This window comes from Arthrobacter sp. zg-Y919 (genome assembly GCF_030142045.1).
In the GTDB taxonomy this organism is placed as follows: domain Bacteria; phylum Actinomycetota; class Actinomycetes; order Actinomycetales; family Micrococcaceae; genus Arthrobacter_B.
The window spans coordinates 2142417-2157657 of the sequence record NZ_CP126242.1 but is presented as its reverse complement, the minus strand read 5'-3'; the positions used below and the strand labels follow the sequence as shown (position 1 = coordinate 2157657).

Annotated in this window: 16 protein-coding genes; 3 read left to right on the top strand and 13 right to left on the bottom strand. The window is 65.5% G+C overall.

Annotated elements, in window-relative coordinates; all coding sequences use genetic code 11:
- Positions 1 to 64: 64 nt before the first annotated feature.
- From QNO10_RS10135 to QNO10_RS10105, 7 genes are all read right to left on the bottom strand, one after another.
- Positions 65 to 442 (bottom strand): fluoride efflux transporter FluC, encoded by a 378-nt coding sequence (locus tag QNO10_RS10135; RefSeq protein ID WP_229950547.1) that lies wholly within the window; start codon positions 440 to 442, stop codon positions 65 to 67.
- On the bottom strand, positions 439 to 873 hold the full coding sequence (locus QNO10_RS10130) for a fluoride efflux transporter FluC (RefSeq protein WP_229950550.1): 435 nt from the start codon (positions 871 to 873) through the stop codon (positions 439 to 441). The genes QNO10_RS10135 and QNO10_RS10130 overlap by 4 nt, the downstream gene beginning before the upstream one ends.
- Positions 870 to 1652: a class I SAM-dependent methyltransferase gene (locus tag QNO10_RS10125; protein WP_229950552.1), complete on the bottom strand. Its 783-nt coding sequence runs from the start codon at positions 1650 to 1652 to the stop codon at positions 870 to 872. Before QNO10_RS10125 ends, QNO10_RS10130 begins: the two co-directional genes overlap by 4 nt.
- A 2-nt stretch (positions 1653 to 1654) precedes the next feature.
- On the bottom strand, positions 1655 to 2464 hold the full coding sequence (hisN, locus tag QNO10_RS10120; protein ID WP_229949601.1) for a histidinol-phosphatase: 810 nt from the start codon (positions 2462 to 2464) through the stop codon (positions 1655 to 1657).
- A 114-nt stretch (positions 2465 to 2578) separates the two neighbouring features.
- Positions 2579 to 3694: a ribosome small subunit-dependent GTPase A gene (gene rsgA / locus QNO10_RS10115; protein ID WP_229950556.1), complete on the bottom strand. Its 1116-nt coding sequence runs from the start codon at positions 3692 to 3694 to the stop codon at positions 2579 to 2581.
- Positions 3691 to 5010 (bottom strand): 3-phosphoshikimate 1-carboxyvinyltransferase, encoded by a 1320-nt coding sequence (gene aroA / locus QNO10_RS10110; RefSeq protein WP_229950558.1) that lies wholly within the window; start codon positions 5008 to 5010, stop codon positions 3691 to 3693. The genes rsgA and aroA overlap by 4 nt, the downstream gene beginning before the upstream one ends.
- Before the next feature lie 5 nt (positions 5011 to 5015).
- The gene (locus QNO10_RS10105) at positions 5016 to 5564 is read right to left on the bottom strand and encodes a DoxX family protein (RefSeq protein WP_229950561.1); all 549 of its coding nucleotides are present in this window, start codon (positions 5562 to 5564) and stop codon (positions 5016 to 5018) included.
- Positions 5565 to 5750: 186 nt separating this feature from the next.
- On the opposite strand from QNO10_RS10105, the gene QNO10_RS10100 reads away from it, so the two are divergent.
- Positions 5751 to 6554, top strand: a complete 804-nt coding sequence (locus tag QNO10_RS10100) for a sigma-70 family RNA polymerase sigma factor (RefSeq protein ID WP_269437874.1) — start codon at positions 5751 to 5753, stop codon at positions 6552 to 6554.
- Positions 6551 to 6811, top strand: coding sequence for a mycothiol system anti-sigma-R factor (rsrA, locus tag QNO10_RS10095; protein WP_229950567.1), 261 nt, complete (start codon positions 6551 to 6553; stop codon positions 6809 to 6811). Before QNO10_RS10100 ends, rsrA begins: the two co-directional genes overlap by 4 nt.
- A 110-nt stretch (positions 6812 to 6921) precedes the next feature.
- Here rsrA and QNO10_RS14620 read toward each other — a convergent pair whose 3' ends face one another.
- Entirely contained in the window at positions 6922 to 6996 is a 75-nt protein-coding gene (locus QNO10_RS14620) for a 50S ribosomal protein bL37 (protein ID WP_369299106.1), read from the bottom strand.
- A 130-nt stretch (positions 6997 to 7126) separates the two neighbouring features.
- Here QNO10_RS14620 and QNO10_RS10090 point away from each other — a divergent pair, with 130 nt between their 5' ends.
- A complete protein-coding gene (locus tag QNO10_RS10090) occupies positions 7127 to 8092 on the top strand; it encodes a zinc-binding dehydrogenase (protein WP_229950570.1) in 966 nt (321 codons plus the stop codon).
- A 51-nt stretch (positions 8093 to 8143) separates the two neighbouring features.
- On the opposite strand, the gene QNO10_RS10085 is transcribed toward QNO10_RS10090, so the two are convergent.
- The 5 genes from QNO10_RS10085 to QNO10_RS10065 form a co-directional block, all read right to left on the bottom strand.
- Complete coding sequence (locus QNO10_RS10085) at positions 8144 to 9928, bottom strand: ABC transporter ATP-binding protein (RefSeq protein ID WP_229950573.1); 1785 nt, start codon at positions 9926 to 9928, stop codon at positions 8144 to 8146.
- Positions 9925 to 10962: an ABC transporter permease gene (locus tag QNO10_RS10080; RefSeq protein WP_229950576.1), complete on the bottom strand. Its 1038-nt coding sequence runs from the start codon at positions 10960 to 10962 to the stop codon at positions 9925 to 9927. The genes QNO10_RS10085 and QNO10_RS10080 overlap by 4 nt, the downstream gene beginning before the upstream one ends.
- Positions 10963 to 10974: 12 nt before the next feature.
- Positions 10975 to 12507: an ABC transporter permease gene (locus QNO10_RS10075; RefSeq protein ID WP_229950580.1), complete on the bottom strand. Its 1533-nt coding sequence runs from the start codon at positions 12505 to 12507 to the stop codon at positions 10975 to 10977.
- 111 nt (positions 12508 to 12618) lie between these two features.
- Positions 12619 to 14367: an ABC transporter family substrate-binding protein gene (locus QNO10_RS10070; protein ID WP_229950583.1), complete on the bottom strand. Its 1749-nt coding sequence runs from the start codon at positions 14365 to 14367 to the stop codon at positions 12619 to 12621.
- 246 nt (positions 14368 to 14613) lie between these two features.
- The gene (locus QNO10_RS10065; protein WP_229950587.1) at positions 14614 to 15213 is read right to left on the bottom strand and encodes a GDSL-type esterase/lipase family protein; all 600 of its coding nucleotides are present in this window, start codon (positions 15211 to 15213) and stop codon (positions 14614 to 14616) included.
- Between the last annotated feature and the right edge of the window lie 28 nt (positions 15214 to 15241).

The window sequence follows — 15241 nt, the reverse complement described above, 5'->3', positions numbered from 1 at the left end:
CCCTGCACCAACCACGCCGGACTCCGACAATTCTATGTACGCCGCGCAGGCGGCGCACTCGAAATCAGACAGACAGCCCCGCCAGGAGCCCGGCTGCGGCCGCGAGGCAGCCAAGGAACAGGTTCAGCAGGACGTTCGCCGCCGCCGCCCGGCGCCGGCCATCCGTCCACAAGGCCAGTGTGGCAACAGTCCACGAGCTGAAGGTCGTCAGCCCGCCGGCGAATCCCGTGGCGGCGGCCTGGTACCCAGCCTCCGAAAGCGCAGCCGTGCCCAGCAGCCCGACGGCGAATCCGATGAGCAGCGATCCGGCAGTATTGACCAGCAGCGTTCCCCAGGGGAAGCCGGGCCGGTCGGGGCGGCTGCGGCGGGCCAGCAGCGAGTCCAGCCCGAACCGGAGCAAGGCACCGGCCATGCCGCCCAGTCCGATCCAGAGGGCAGTCATGCCTGCTCCTGCCGGGTCTGGCTCCGGCGCCCGGAAAGCCGTCCCATGGCGAGGCCAGCGGCGGCGGCCAGAAGTCCAAGGACCATGGACAGCAGGAGGTAGAGGGCAAAAGTCATGGGGAGTCCGGCAGCCAGCAGCTGGTCCAGATGCAGGGCCAGGGCCGAGAACGTGCTGAAGGACCCCAGAAACCCCGGGCCCAGGCCGGCCCGGACCCACAGCGGCACCGTAGGAGTGAACAACCACCGGGCGGTGAGGAAACCGAGGAGCAGGGAAGCGGCAGCGTTGATGCCCAGGGTGGTCCAGTCGAAGGTCAAGCTCCCGGGCGGGAAAGCCAGCAGCAGACCGTACCGCGCCTCGGTACCCGCCAGCCCACCAACAGCCACGGCCGCCCAGGTGGCCGGCCCAAACCGGTTTACACCCGCCGTGTTCATACTGTCCGTACCGCCCGCCAGGTCAGCGTGAGATACGGCAGGTCCAGGACTTCGCCTTCTGTGTGGCCGAGGTGCTCGTACAGGTACCAGGACAGGTTGGCGGAGAGTTTCTCCCGTGCGGCGGCACCGGCGGAGAGGTAGAACGCCCGTGACTTTGCCAGTTCGAACAGGTCTTCGGGGGTCATCTGCTGGGTCCAGGCCACGGTGGAGGACTCTGCCAGCGTGAACTCCGGCCCCAGCCCGGGCCGGAATTCCGGACGCAGGACGTCGCCGGCATGGATGATGCGTGAATAGCGGTGGACCCACGGCACGCTGACGTCCAGCTGGTTCCAGACCAGGCCGACGACGCCGTGCGGACGCAGGATGCGGGCGAACTCCCGGCTGGACGCGGCCGGGTCGCACCAGTGCCAGGCCTGGGCCACGGTCACGGCGTCCAGGGAGGATGCGGGCAGGCCGGTGTCCTCCGCCGTCCCGACGTGCACCGGTACCTCCGGAAGCATCCGGGCGAGCTGGTCGAGCATGTCGCGGGATGGATCCACCGCAACGGCGTTCAACCCGGCGGCACGCAGTTCGCGGGTGTATTTCCCGGTGCCTGCGCCGACGTCGGCCACGTCCCGGACTGCGGGGGAGCCCGGGGTACCGGGACGGGAGACCAGCCAACGCACCGCTTCGGCGGGGTACCCGGGACGGATACGGTCGTAGTGCTCCCCGCCGGCCTGGTAGCTGTCGGCCAGCTGCCTGCGCCGCAGCGCTTCGAGCCGGGGTCCGGTGGCGCCCACTGTTACAGGAGGTCGTCCAGGTCGGGGTTCAGGCGCTGCAGCACTTCGCTGTGCAGCGTCCCGTTGGTCGCCAGGGCGTTTCCGCCGAACGGACCGTCCTCTCCGTCAAGCGAGGAGAAGCGGCCGCCGGCCTCGGTCACGATCGGTACGAGGGCAGCCATGTCATACAGGTTCAGCTCGGGTTCGCAGGCAATGTCGACGGCGCCTTCGGCGACCATGCAGTAGGACCAGAAATCGCCGTAGGCGCGGGTGCGCCACACGGACTCGGTCAGGTCCAGGAATTCTTCGAGATTGCCGCGGTCCTTCCAGCCACCGAGGCTGGAATAGGACAGTGAGGCGTCGGACAGGCGGGACACGTTGGACACGTGCAGGCGGGTCGCGGCGGCCAGCGACCGGCCCATGTAGGCGCCGGTGCCGGTGGCAGCCCACCACCGCTTGCCCAGCGCGGGTGCGCTGACCAGGCCCACGACGGGGACACCGTCGTCCACCAGCGCAATCAGGGTGGCCCAGACGGGAACACCGCGGATGAAGTTCTTGGTGCCGTCAATCGGATCAATGATCCACCGGCGCGGGCCGGATCCGCTGGAACCGAATTCCTCACCGAGCACGGCGTCACGGGGACGGGCACGGGAAAGCTGGCCGCGGATGGCGTCTTCGGCAGCTTTGTCGGCGTCGGTGACCGGGGTGAAGTCCGGCTTGGTTTCGATCTTCAAATCCAAGGCGCGGAAGCGTGACATGGTCTGGTCGTCCACGGAATCGGCCATCACGTGGGCCAAGCGCAGGTCATCGTTGTAGTTTTGAACGAACGGCATACTGTTCAACTTATCCTTATCCGGCGGGCACTGCCCCGCATTAGGCCCGTAAGCGGGCAGTGTCCTGGTGGTTCCACGCCCGAATCCGACCGGCGGGAGTCCGCGGCAGGGCGGCTACTGCTCGCCGAGCTCCTTGGCGGAGGACTTGTTCTCGGTCCGGGTTCCGGTGCCCAGCAGCCGGCGGAGCGACGCCAGGCGCGCGGGTCCTGCCGGGCCGGCATGTCCGCCCTCCACCCACGGATCCAGGCCGCAGCCCACGGCCACGGAATCGTGCCGGCAGCCGCGCTCACAGTCGGCGGTGCCCGGTTCCAGGTCAGGGAAGGCCTGCAGGATCCGGTCCGGGTCCACATGGGCCAGGCCGAAGGAGCGGATGCCCGGGGTGTCGATGATCCAGCTGCCGGCCGGCGAATCGCTGAGCCGCAGGGCCAGGGCCGAGGAGGACGTGTGCCTGCCGCGTCCGGTCACGGCATTGACTCCGCCGGTTGCACGCGCCGATCCCGTGAGGGCATTGACCAGGGTGGACTTGCCGACGCCGGAGGGCCCGACCAGGACGCTGACGTTGCCTTTCAGCACCTCGTGGAGGGCCTCGACGGCGGTGCCCTGCAGGCGCGCGGAAAGGCCGTCGTCGGAGCGGGCATCGATACCGGAGGCGTCGGCTGCCGCAGTGCGGCTGATGATGACGTCCATGTCCAGGTGTTCGTAGTTGGCCAGCAGCTCGGCGGGGTCCTTGATGTCTGCCTTGGTGATGCACAGGACGGGGGAGATCCCGGCGTCGTACGCGGCGACGAGGGCGCGGTCGATGAAACCGGTCCGGGGTTCGGGGTTGGCGGCGGCCACCACGATGACCAGCTGGTCGGCGTTGGCCACCACCACGCGTTCCACTGGATCGGTGTCGTCGGCGCTGCGCCGCAGCAAGGTCCGGCGTTCCTCGACGCGGACCAGCCGGGCCAGGGTGTCCGGGGCGCCGGTCACGTCGCCGACCAGTGCCACCAGGTCTCCGGCCACCACCGGGGTGCGCCGCAGTTCCCGGGCCCGGGCGGCAATGACGGTGCGTTCAGTAGGTGTGTCTTCGTCTACCACGGCGGTATACCGGCCGCGGTCCACGGTGATGATCCGTCCGATGACGGCATCATCGTGGGCGGGCCGGTCCTTGGTGCGGGGGCGGGAGCCTTTTTTGTTCGGGCGGACGCGGACGTCGGATTCGTCCCAGCCGCTTGTACTGCGTGTCATGCTTCCGCCGATCGGGTCAGCTGCTGCCAGAGTTCGGGGAACTGCGGCAGGGTCTTGGCTGTTGTGGAAATGTCCTGGACGACGACGCCGGGTACGGCCAGCCCGATCAGGGCACCGGCGGTGGCCATCCGGTGGTCGGCGTAGGTTTCCCAGAGGCCGCCGTGCAGCGCTGCCGGGCGGATCACCAGGCCGTCCGCCGTTTCTTCCGCGTCTCCGCCCAGACGGCGGATTTCGGTGGCAAGTGCGGCCAGCCGGTCGGTTTCGTGGCCGCGCAGGTGCGCGATGCCGGTAAGGGTGGAGGGCGAGTCCGCCAGGGTGCAGAGTGCGGCAACGGTGGGCGCAAGTTCGCTGGTGTCCGCCAGATCCGCTCCGGAAATGGTGCCGGTGCCGGTGACGGTGAGGGTGCCGCCGGCCAGCTCTGCGGATGCGCCGAGGGCGGGGAGGATGCTCCGCCACCTGTCTCCCACCTGGGTGGTCGACTCCGGCCAGCCGGGCACCCGGACGGTGCCGCCGGTGACCAGTGCTGCGGCGAGAAACGGGCCGGCATTGGACAGATCCGGTTCAATCACGGTGTCGAAGGCGGCGATGGGGCCGGGGGCCACCCGCCATTCGGTCGGTACGGAATCGTCAACGTCCACTCCAACGCCACGCAGGACGGAAACGGTCATCGCAATGTGGTCGGGACTGGGCAGGGTAGCGCCGCGGTGGACCAGATGCAGCCCCTCGTCGAAGCGCGGCGCGGCCAGCAGCAGGGCCGATACGAATTGGGAGGAGGCACCGGCGTCGATCTCCAACCGGCCGCCGGCCACATGTCCGGACCCGGTGACTGTGAAGGGCAGGGAACCGCTGCCGCCGTCGTCGACCTGCACGCCGAGGGCACGGAGGGCATCGATGATGGTGGACATGGGGCGGGTGCGGGCGTGCGGATCGCCGTCGAACGCGGTGGTGCCGGCGGTCAGGGCCGCCAGCGGCGGCACGAAACGCATCACTGTCCCGGCAAGGCCGCAGTCGACCTGCCGCGCCTGCGGGGCGGGCGCGGCGGGGAGCGGATCTATCAGCAGGTCCGGTCCGAACGCGCCATCACCGTCCGTTTCGGTGATTATTGCTCCGAGGGCCCGCAGGGCGGAGACCATAAGCTCCGAATCCCGCGAATGCAGGGGTGCCCGCAGCCGGGACCTGCCGTCCGCCAGGGCGGCCAGGACCAGGTATCGGTTGGTCAGCGATTTCGACCCAGGCAGGGAGACGGTTGCGTCCACCGGCGAGGTCACGAAGGGCGCCGGCCAGGTTGCCGGCACCCCGGCATTCGGAGCACTCATTGCTGCTAGGAACCGACGATGTCCGAAGCGGCGTTCGACACGGCCTTGAGCTGCTTACGCGTGCTCTTCGAGACCGACTTCGAGACGGCACGGGTCTTGCGGCCCGTACCCGAGGCCAGGTGGCCGGCGCGCCAGGCGAGTCCCGGACGTCCGTTGGTATCCACGGCGGAGAGCAGGACCCCGCCGATCAGGGACAGGTTCTTGAGCAGCTGGCTGCGCCGTTCCTTGCGCTCGGCGGCAGTGGAGGCTTCGGCGTTGCGGTATTCCACGACCGAGGTGAGTGCGGCGGTGCCGGCGAGCAGGAAGGACGCCATGCGGGAGAACTTGCCCATGCCGAGCATCGTGGCAGCACCGACCTGTGTGTAGCCGACAACCTTGGCTACGAGCGCGGGGTTGGACGTCACGGCTGCGGCGGCAGGAACGGTTTTGCCGATCATCTTCAGCGTGGGGGTGAGCTGTTCAGCGGTCTGGTCAGCGTTCCGAAGGCGCTCCACGCCTGCGGCTACGAAGCCGGTGGCGAGCAACGGGCGTGCAAACATACGGACTATCGACATAAGTGCCTCCTGGGAAATCCATCGGTTACGCGAAAAAACTACATGTGGTGCTGCTTCCACCTTAGTCTGGCATTTTGCGGACCTTGGCACACGCTGGCACACGGTGGCAGGGGACAGGTCCGCAGCCCGGAAGGGGAGCGGGAAGGGAATAGCCGGCCGGGCGCCGTCGTTGGCACCAGTATCAGGATGTGCTTTGCCGACAGTCAGGAGAAAAGCAACGTGCCAGCCGACACGCTGACCGCAGAGCGGTCTGTCCGGGCGCCGAAGCTACGCGTACGGGTTCCGTCCCGCACCGTAGACTTGGAGGTGATGAGAACTGATGCGCCGGAAGGCAGCCCCGTGGAAAACTTCGAACTCGACGTTGCCACCGAATCGGACGAGGCACGCAAGCTGCGTTTTGAGCAGGACGCCATGCAGTATGTGGACCAGCTCTATTCAGCGGCCATGCGCATGGCACGGAATCCTTCGGACGCCGAGGACCTGGTGCAGGAGGCCTACACCAAGGCTTTCTCCGCTTTCCACCAGTACCGGCCGGGAACGAACCTCAAGGCCTGGCTGTACCGCATCCTGACGAATACGTACATCAACCTTTACCGGAAGCGGCAGCGGGAACCCCTGCAGGCCAACTCCGAGGGGGTTGAGGACTGGCAGCTGGCCCGTGCGGCCGAGCACACCTCCGCGGGGCTCCGTTCCGCGGAAGCCGTGGCACTGGACCATCTGCCGGATTCCGATGTCAAGGATGCCCTGCAGGCCATTCCGGAGGAGTTCCGGCTTGCCGTGTACTTCTCCGATGTGGAGGGCTTCGCGTACAAGGAAATTTCAGAAATCATGAACACGCCGATCGGCACCGTGATGTCCCGGCTGCACCGCGGGCGCAAGATGCTCCGCGAACTCCTGGCCGAGTATGCACACGAACGCGGAATCAAGGGCAAAGTGCCCGCAGCCGAAGCCGTCGGCGCATCAACAAAGAAACAGGGGAATGAGCTATGAGCGATTGCCAGAGCCTGGGCGATTGCGACGACGCCCGCATCGAACGGCTGTATGAATACCTGGACGGCGCCCTGTCCCACGAAGACCTTGTGGAAATCAAAGAGCACCTTGACGGGTGCCCCGAGTGCGCGCAGGAACATGACCTGGAGTGCGTGATCCGGTCGGTAGTGAAGCGTTCCTGCACCGAGGCGGCGCCCGCAACGCTGAAGGCAAGCATCCTCAGCCGCATCAGCCAGATCCAGACGGCGGACCACTAGGACCGCCGGCAGCCAACGCAAGCCGCAGACACAAAGAAACCCCCGGTACCAAGAGGTTCCGGGGGTTTTTTGTGCCTGACCTACAGGTCACGCGGCTACCAAAGCTTTGCTTAGGTGTTGGGACGCTTACCGTGGTTAGCGCCGCCGCGCTTACGGTCACGACGCTTGCGTGCACGCTTGCTCATAGCTGCCTCCTTTGATTCCGAAAAGTTCTGCCCTCCAGTGTCCCACATGCCTCACGTGCACGCCTAACGCATGCACGGGTGCCCGGCCGGTGGTCCCCTAGGATGGGAGCACCCAACCGAAGGAGTCCCGATGCGAGCCGTGTATGCACAGACCCAGTCTGCCGAAGATCCCCTCAGCGGCCTGAGGGTCGGCGAACTTGAGCTGCCGCAGCCGCCGGAGGGATTCCGGCGGGTGCAGGTGTTGGCATCGGCGCTGAATCATCACGACCTGTGGTCGCTGCAGGGCGTTGGCCTGCCGGCCGACCGCCTCCCGATGGTGCTGGGCTGCGACGCTGCAGGGATCGACGACGACGGCAACGAGGTCATCGTCCACGCGGTCCTGTCCACTCCGGGCTGGGAAGGGGATGAAACCCTTGACCCGAAGCGGAGCCTGCTTTCGGAGCGGTATCCGGGGGCAATGGCCGACGAAGTATGGGTCCCGGCCCGCAACCTCGTACCCAAGCCGGCCGGCCTGAGCTTCGAGGAAGCCGCCTGCCTGCCCACGGCCTGGCTGACCGCCTACCGCATGCTTTTCACTGTCAATCCCGCTGCCCCGGGTTCCACCATCCTGGTCCAGGGCGCCGGCGGGGGAGTCGCAACGGCCCTGATCAGCCTGGCCTCCGCCGCCGGGTTCCGGGTGTGGGCGGCCAGCCGCAGCGCGGACAAGCGCGAGCAGGCGCTGCGCCTCGGGGCTGAGCAGGTGTTCGACGCCGGTGCCCGCCTTCCGGAACGGGTGGACACGGTCTTCGACTCCGTCGGTGAAGCCACCTGGGCGCATTCGCTGAAGTCACTCAAGCCCGGCGGTGCGCTCGTGACCTGCGGCGCCACCAGCGGCCCCAATCCGCCGGCGGACCTGAACCGGGTGTTTTTCCTCCAGCTGAAGGTCCTGGGCTCCACCATGGGCACCCGCGCGGAACTGCAGCGGCTGGTGGCTTTCCTGCTCGCCACCGGCGTCCGGCCGGAGATCGATTCCGTGCTGCCGCTGGAGGACGCACAAAAGGGCTTCCGGAAAATGCACGACGGCGACGTCGTGGGAAAGATTGTCTTCCGCCACTGACGCCGCCGTCGGGGGTGCAGCTGTCCGGTACTGCTTTTATCCGGTACCGCTTTATTCGATACTGCCTGCCGCGAGCAGCGCATTGCGCTGTTCGCGGCGGTAGGCCTGCTCGGCCGGGTCCGGCACCGGTGCCGCTGCCAGCAGTCGGCGGGTGTACGGATCCTGCGGGTACTTCAGGATCTGCTCGGTGGAGCCCTGCTCCACCATCCGGCCCTTGTTGAGCACCGCAATGTGGCTGGCCAGGATCTCCACTACGGCCAGGTCATGGCTGACGAACAGGCACGCGAAACCGTATTCCTGCTGCAGGTCCTGCAGCAGCGCCAGGACGCGTGCCTGCACGGAGACATCCAGGGCCGACGTCGGCTCGTCGGCCACCAGCAGGGAGGGCCGCAGCGAGAGCGCCCGGGCAATACCTACCCGCTGGCGCTGGCCGCCGGAGAGCTCATGCGGATACCGGTTGCGGAAGCTCGTGGGCAGCTGCACGTCGTCAAGCAGGTTCTCCACCCGCCGGTCCAGTTCAGCTTTGGAGAGCTTCTCATGCAGGAACAGCGGTTCGCCGATGCTTTCGCCGATGGACATGCGCGGGTTCAGCGATGCGGCGGGGTCCTGGAAGACGATGGCGAACTTCCGCCGGAGCGGGCGCATCTTCTTCGGTGACAAACCGGCAATATCGGTTCCGCCGATCCGCACGCTGCCCTCCGCAACCGGCAGCAGCCCGGTGACGGCGCGCCCAATGGTGGACTTGCCGGAACCGGATTCGCCCACCAGACCCATCACCTCGCCGGGCATGATGGTGAAGGAGACCTTGGAAACAGCGCGGAAAGCCGGCTGCCGGAAGCGTCCCGGATACTCGATGGCCACATCCTCCAGCTGGAGGGCGGGGGTCAGCGACGAGGTCGGTTCCACCACTTCGTCCGAGGCTTCGAGCACCGCCCGGGGTGCATCGGTGATCTGCAGGGAACCGTCATCCTCGACCTCGACCGCCGCCAGCACGCCGCCCACCTTGGAACCCAGGTGGGGAACGGCGTCGAGCAGGGACTTCGTGTAGTCCTGCTGCGGGGCGCCGAAGAGCTCCGCGGCGGAGGCGGCTTCGACGATCCGGCCGTTCTGCATCACCACAACGTTGTCCGCCAGGTCGGCCACCACACCCATGTCGTGGGTGATGAGCAGGATGGCGCTGTTCAGCCGCTTGTTGAGCTTGCGCAGCAGCTCCAGCACTTCCGCCTGCACCGTGACGTCCAGGGCCGTGGTGGGTTCATCGGCAATCAGCAGGATGGGGTCATTCGCAATGGCAGTGGCGATCATGGCCCGCTGGCGCTGTCCGCCGGAGAACTGGTGCGGATAGCGGTGGTAGCGGGTCTCCGGGTCCGGGATCTCCACCATGCGCAGCAGCTCGATGGCGCGGAGCTTGGCGTCGGCCGGGGAGGCGTCCGTGTGCTGCTCGATGATCTCCTTGATCTGCTCGCCCACGGTCAGGACGGGGTTCAGGGCCGTCATGGGTTCCTGGAAGATCATGGCGATGTCATTGCCGCGGATTTTGCGCAGCGTGGACTGCGTGGCGCCGATAAGTTCCTTCCCGTGCAGCTTGGCGCTGCCGGTGGACCGCCCGTTGGCGGGCAGCAGGCCGAGCAGTGCCATGGAGGACATGCTTTTGCCCGAGCCGGACTCGCCGACGATTGCCAGGATCTCGCCCGGGTAGACCCGGTAACTCACGTCTTCGGCAGCCATCACCCATTTGTTGTCGACGCTGAAGTCGACGCCGAGGCCGGACACTTCGAGGATCGGGGCGGCAGCGGACGGTGGAATGACATCGCTATACAGGGGTGCCGAACTCATTGCTTGTTCCTTGTCTGCCGGGGATCAAACGCATCCCGCAGGCCGTCTCCGATGAAGTTGACCGTGAGGGCGATGGCCACAATGAAGATGCCGGGCCAGAAGAAGAGCCAGGGACGGGTGGTCATCGCGGCCCGATTCTCGTTGATGAGTTTGCCCAGCGACGTATCCGGGGGCTGGACACCCAAACCTAGGAAGCTCAGGGCCGTTTCCAGCAGGATGGCACCGGAGATTGCCAGCGTTGCGGAGACGATGATGACGCCCACGGTGTTGGGCAGGATGTGCTTGAAAATAATGCGGCTGGAACTCGCGCCCACGGATTTGGCCGCTTCAACGAATTCCTTTTCCCGCAGGGAGAGGAACTCGCCGCGGACAATGCGTGCGAGTCCGGTCCAGGTCAGCAGGCCCAGGAAGACGGCAAACACCACGATGCCGAAATCGGACACGATGCTTGCCAGCACTGCGGCGACGACCAGCAGCGGAATGGTGATGATGACGTCGGTGAAGCGCATCAGTACGGCTTCGGTGAAGCCCCGGAAGTATCCGGACAGGGCGCCGACGACGGTTCCCACCACGGTCCCCACGATCCCGACGATGAAGGCAATGGTCAGGGAAATCTGGGCACCGCGCATGGTCATGGCGAAGTAGTCGCGGCCCAGGGTGTCCTGGCCAAAGGGATGCCTCCCCAGACCGGTCCAGGAAAGGGTGGGAGCTCCGCCGTCTTCCAGCGGCATCACCGTGGAAAAGGCATACGGCCACCAACCCGGGATACGGAGCGGGCCGACGGAAAGGCCGATCGAGGTGAACGAGAGGAGCACGATGAAGATGAGCCCGCTCATGCCGACCAGTGCACCCTTGTGTCGCAGGAACCGTTCCCGGACCAGCCGGCCCTGGCTCTTGGCGGCGGTGATTTCAGGATCCGCAGTCACTGCCCGCGTTGCGGGTGCATCTGCGATGTCCGTCCGCTGGCTCTCCAGCGTCATGGCGGTGAGTTCCGGGCTGCTGCCCGGGGTTCCCGACGGTATTTTTTCGGTCATGGTGTCCGCCTATCAGTTCAGGCTAATGCGCGGGTCGAGGAAGGCATATGCGATATCGGCCAGCATGTTGAAGGCTACGGCGGCAACACCGGTCACCAGGAAGAAGGCCATGATGACGTTGGGATCCACGTCATGAAGGCCGTCCGTGAACATTCGCCCCATACCGCTCCAGCCAAATACGGCCTCCGTGATGACGGCGCCCCCGAGGACGCCGGCAAAGTCAAAGGCCATCAGGGTCGTGATGGGGATCATGGCATTGCGGAACGCATGCTTGACGACCACGCTCCGTTCGCTCAGGCCCTTGGCCCGCGCCGTCCGGACGTAGTCCTGGTTCATGACTTCCAGCATGCTGGCCCGGGTGTAGCGGGTGTAGGTGGCGAAGGAGATGAGCATGATGGCGATGGTGGGCAGCACCAGGTACAGGGCGTAGTCCAGGTTGGTTTCCCAGAAGGTGCCCTGCAGGTTGGGTGTTGATGATCCCGTGGTCGGGATGGCCCGGCCGCCGTTCTTGCGCGAGAGGGACGGATAGGCGCCCAGGAGCGCGTCCACGAAGACGAAGAACGCGATGCCGAGCCCAATCACGGCGGTCAGGCTGCGGGCCTGCCTGGCATACGGCCCGCCGATGACATGGCCGATGCCCAGCGAAATAAGCAGCGTCAGGACGGCGAGTCCGGCGATGACCGTCCAGCTCGGATCAACCATGAGCGGCTGCGTAATGAGGTATCCGGCGAAGCCCGCCGCAGCGGTGGCAAGTGCTGCGTACAGGATCCGGCGGCGGCGGAATCCGGCCAGCAGGGCCGTGAGGCCGAGCGCCAGACCGAAGGCGGTGACGAACAGGCCGATCGGTCCAAGCCCCGGTGTCTTGAACCAGTTCGTGATGAGCAGCAGATAGAACGTGACCGAGGTGGCGACGGCGGCAATGGCGAAGACACGCAGACGGCGGCGGCGGTCTCCGCCAATGGCCACGGCCCCGATGGCACCGGCAACCAGGCCGACGGCGGCGATGCCCAGATAGGACATCTGCGGGTTGGCCAGCCAGTTGTTCAAGTCGATCGCCAGGTACTGCTTGAGCAGGGTGGAGAGCCAGAACAACGGCATCGAGAAGAGCAGGAAGGCAACGAACGTAATGGAGTAGTCGAAGACGCTGTACTGCCGAAGGGCGGTAACCAGGCCGATGGCCACGCCGAGCACGATCGCAACCAGAGTAGCGACAACGACGAGCCGGAAGGTGGAGCCGATGGCGGTCTGGAGTTGCTCAAGGACCGGGGAACCCGACCGGTTCAGTCCCAGGGTGCATTCCGCACCGCCGGGAATGACGCAGCGCCCGACCTCCTGGAGCCATAGCAGGTAACGGGCCGCAACGGGCTGGTCAAGATGCAGTGCTTCCGTGCGCTGGGCAATGCGCGCTTCGCGTTCAGCGCCCTGCAGCTCGATCAGGTCAGCCAGGGGATCACCGGCATTGACGGCCAGGAGGAACATCAGCACCGTGGCTGCAAGAAGAATGAAGAACGAGGTAACCGCTCGTTTAAGGATGAAGAAGAACACCGTCAGGCTCCTTGGGGGTGGTACGGAAAACCTTTTCGGCATAAAAGCCGGGATGGGCAGACCAGTGGCCTGCCCATCCCGCTTTCTAACCGTTCAGGCGCGGTGCCTTGGTTAGGCCTGCTTGGTCCACTTGAAGGCGTTCCAGGTGACGCCGCTCTGGGTGGGGTTGTAGACCACGTTCTCCATGCTGGAGTTGTGGGCAACAATCTCGGCCTGTGTGTAGAGAACGACGTTGTAGACGTTCTTGGCCAGTTCCTCTTCAAGCTCCTTCTTCAGTTCCAGTACGCGGTCGGCGTCCGTGGTGGTGGCAATTTCATCCCACAGCTCGTCGACCTTTTCGCTCTTGAACTTGCCGTAGTTCTGGACGCCTTCCGAGTCGTAGATCGACTGCCCGCTGGCTACCAGGCCGGAACCGGCCCATCCGAACAGTGCAGCGTCCCAGGAGCCGAGCTCATCGAGCTTCGTGGTCCACTCGGCGTCGGGGGAGGCGATGATGTTGAAGCCGGCCTGGTCGCAGGAAGCCTTGATCAGGGCGGTGATGTCGGCACGGAGCTGGCTGGCGGAGGAGAACAGCATCCGGACGTCAACAGGCGCGGTCTTGCCGGCTTCTTCCATCAGTTCCTTGGCACCTTCGAGGTCAACCTCGTCGTACTTACTGGCCGAAGGGGCAGCTTCGAGCACCTCTTCGTATTCCGGCTGCGACTGCTGGTATTCACGCAGGTTGAGCACGGTGGCGTCCGGGGCGACCGGAGTAACGAACTTGTCAACGATGTCCTGGCGCGGCACGCACTTGGAGAATGCCTCACGCACCTTCAGGTCCTTGAACACACCGTTTTCGGACTGGTCGAGGTCGATGTGCGTGAAGGTCATGCCGGTGTCGGTGACCGTGGTGACGCTGTCGCCGATTGCCTCGATCTGGTCCTTGGTGTCGCCGGTGGGACCGGACGGTTCGATGATGTCAACGTCGCCGTTCTGCAGCGCCTGGACAGCCTCGGTGTCTTCAATGGTCTTGAAGATGATGCTTTCGGTGGCGGCCTCGCGCTCGTCGCCCCAGTAGTTCTCGTTCTTGGTCAGCGTCAGGTTTCCGCCGGCGGCGTTGTCCAGCTTGTAGGGTCCGGACGAGGGGATCAGTGCTGCATCCGGCAGTGAGGGGAGGCCTTCGGCATAACCCCATCCGGTATTCCAGAACTCGGCCACGGGCTTCAGGCCGGCAATATCGCTGTCCTGGATCGCGGCAATCAGCTCCTCGCCGTCGTTCTCGCTGCTCATCCCGCCCTGCTCGGCGGCGATGTGGGCCGGCATGAGGGAGCCGATCATCAGGTTTTCCCAGTCGGCGTACGGAGTCTCGAAGACGTACTCGAACTCTTTTGCTCCTGCTTCACCCTCGGGCATTGCAAGGTACTCGTAGCCGTTGTTCGAGGACGGCTCGAAGATCTCAGCCTCTCCTTCCAAGACCTTGCCCGAGAAAGCGGCCCAGTTCAGGAGGATGTCGTCGAAGTCGATCGGCGTGCCGTCGGACCACTGGGCGTCCTCGTTGATGGTGTATTTCACCGTCAGGGGATCGTCACTGGTCTTCTCGAACGTTCCGAACTCCTCATTGCGGATGACGCCCTCAGGGCTGTACTCCGAGAAGTTGCTGTGGACCAGGTTGTCAACATAGGTGTTGTACACGCTGTTCGACTTGGACGTGCCGCCGTTGTAGAAATCCGGAGCCTGGCTGATGGCCACGGAGATCGACGAAGCGAGGTTGGCGTCCTCGGTGGCTTCACTTTCGGTGCCGCCCCCGGCGGAGCCGCAGGCGCCCAGGAAAAGGGCTCCGACGGAGAGTGCGGCAAGAGATGCCGCGCGCTTAGTACGCATCTGTAGTCCTAACTGGTGATGAGGAGTCAGGAACCACCAATGATGGCCCCCCAAGCGGCCGTGATGACCGCCACATGTGGACAAACACTAGCCACAAAATGTTTACGCTGTGAGCTAAGTTACATGTTGTTAACCGATCGTTATCACGGTGAACTCACGGCGCAGCCGGAAACCGCGGGGGAATACGGAAAAACCCTCCCGGCTTAGGCCGGGAGGGTTTTTGAAAGTCCGATTGTGACGGGGATTTCAGTTCATTTCGGGCAGGTCCAGCCACTGGTACCAGCCGCGGTGCAGCACCAGCCAGGCCATCAGGCCGTAGCCGGCCTGGCCGGGTGTTCCGCCGTTGGCTGCCAGATCCGTCCGCCACTGTTCATGGTTAAGCAGCGGGTTGAGGGTATCCACGTACATGTGCTTCCGCCGCGTGGTGACGTCGCCGAAGGCAGCCGAAAGATCCGCCAGCTTCCGGTTCCGTTCGGGGTTGAGGCCCGGGGGAGGGCCCACCACAAAGACCTTGATGCTCATCTGGGCAGCCCCATCAAGGATGTTCGCCAGGTTCAGCCGGCTTCGCGCCGTCGTCAGCTCAAGGTCAAGATCGCGGTCCGACAGTCCGATAACCAGGCGGTTTTCGCACCCGTCCTCGAACCGGCGCCCGGCCTCCGGGAGCCACCGGTTGGCCAAAGCCTCGGTTCCCTCGTGCGGTGCAGCCAGGCTGTATGCCTGGAGGTCAACGTTTTCAGGCCTGGTCCGGGCCAGGACCCGTCCCAGCCAGCCAAGTGCGCGCGGATCCCCGTGTCCGGCCAGCAGCTCGTCACCGACAGCAGCAAGCCGAATTCTGCGTTGTTCCACTAGTCACCTTCTCAAATCAAAAAAAACA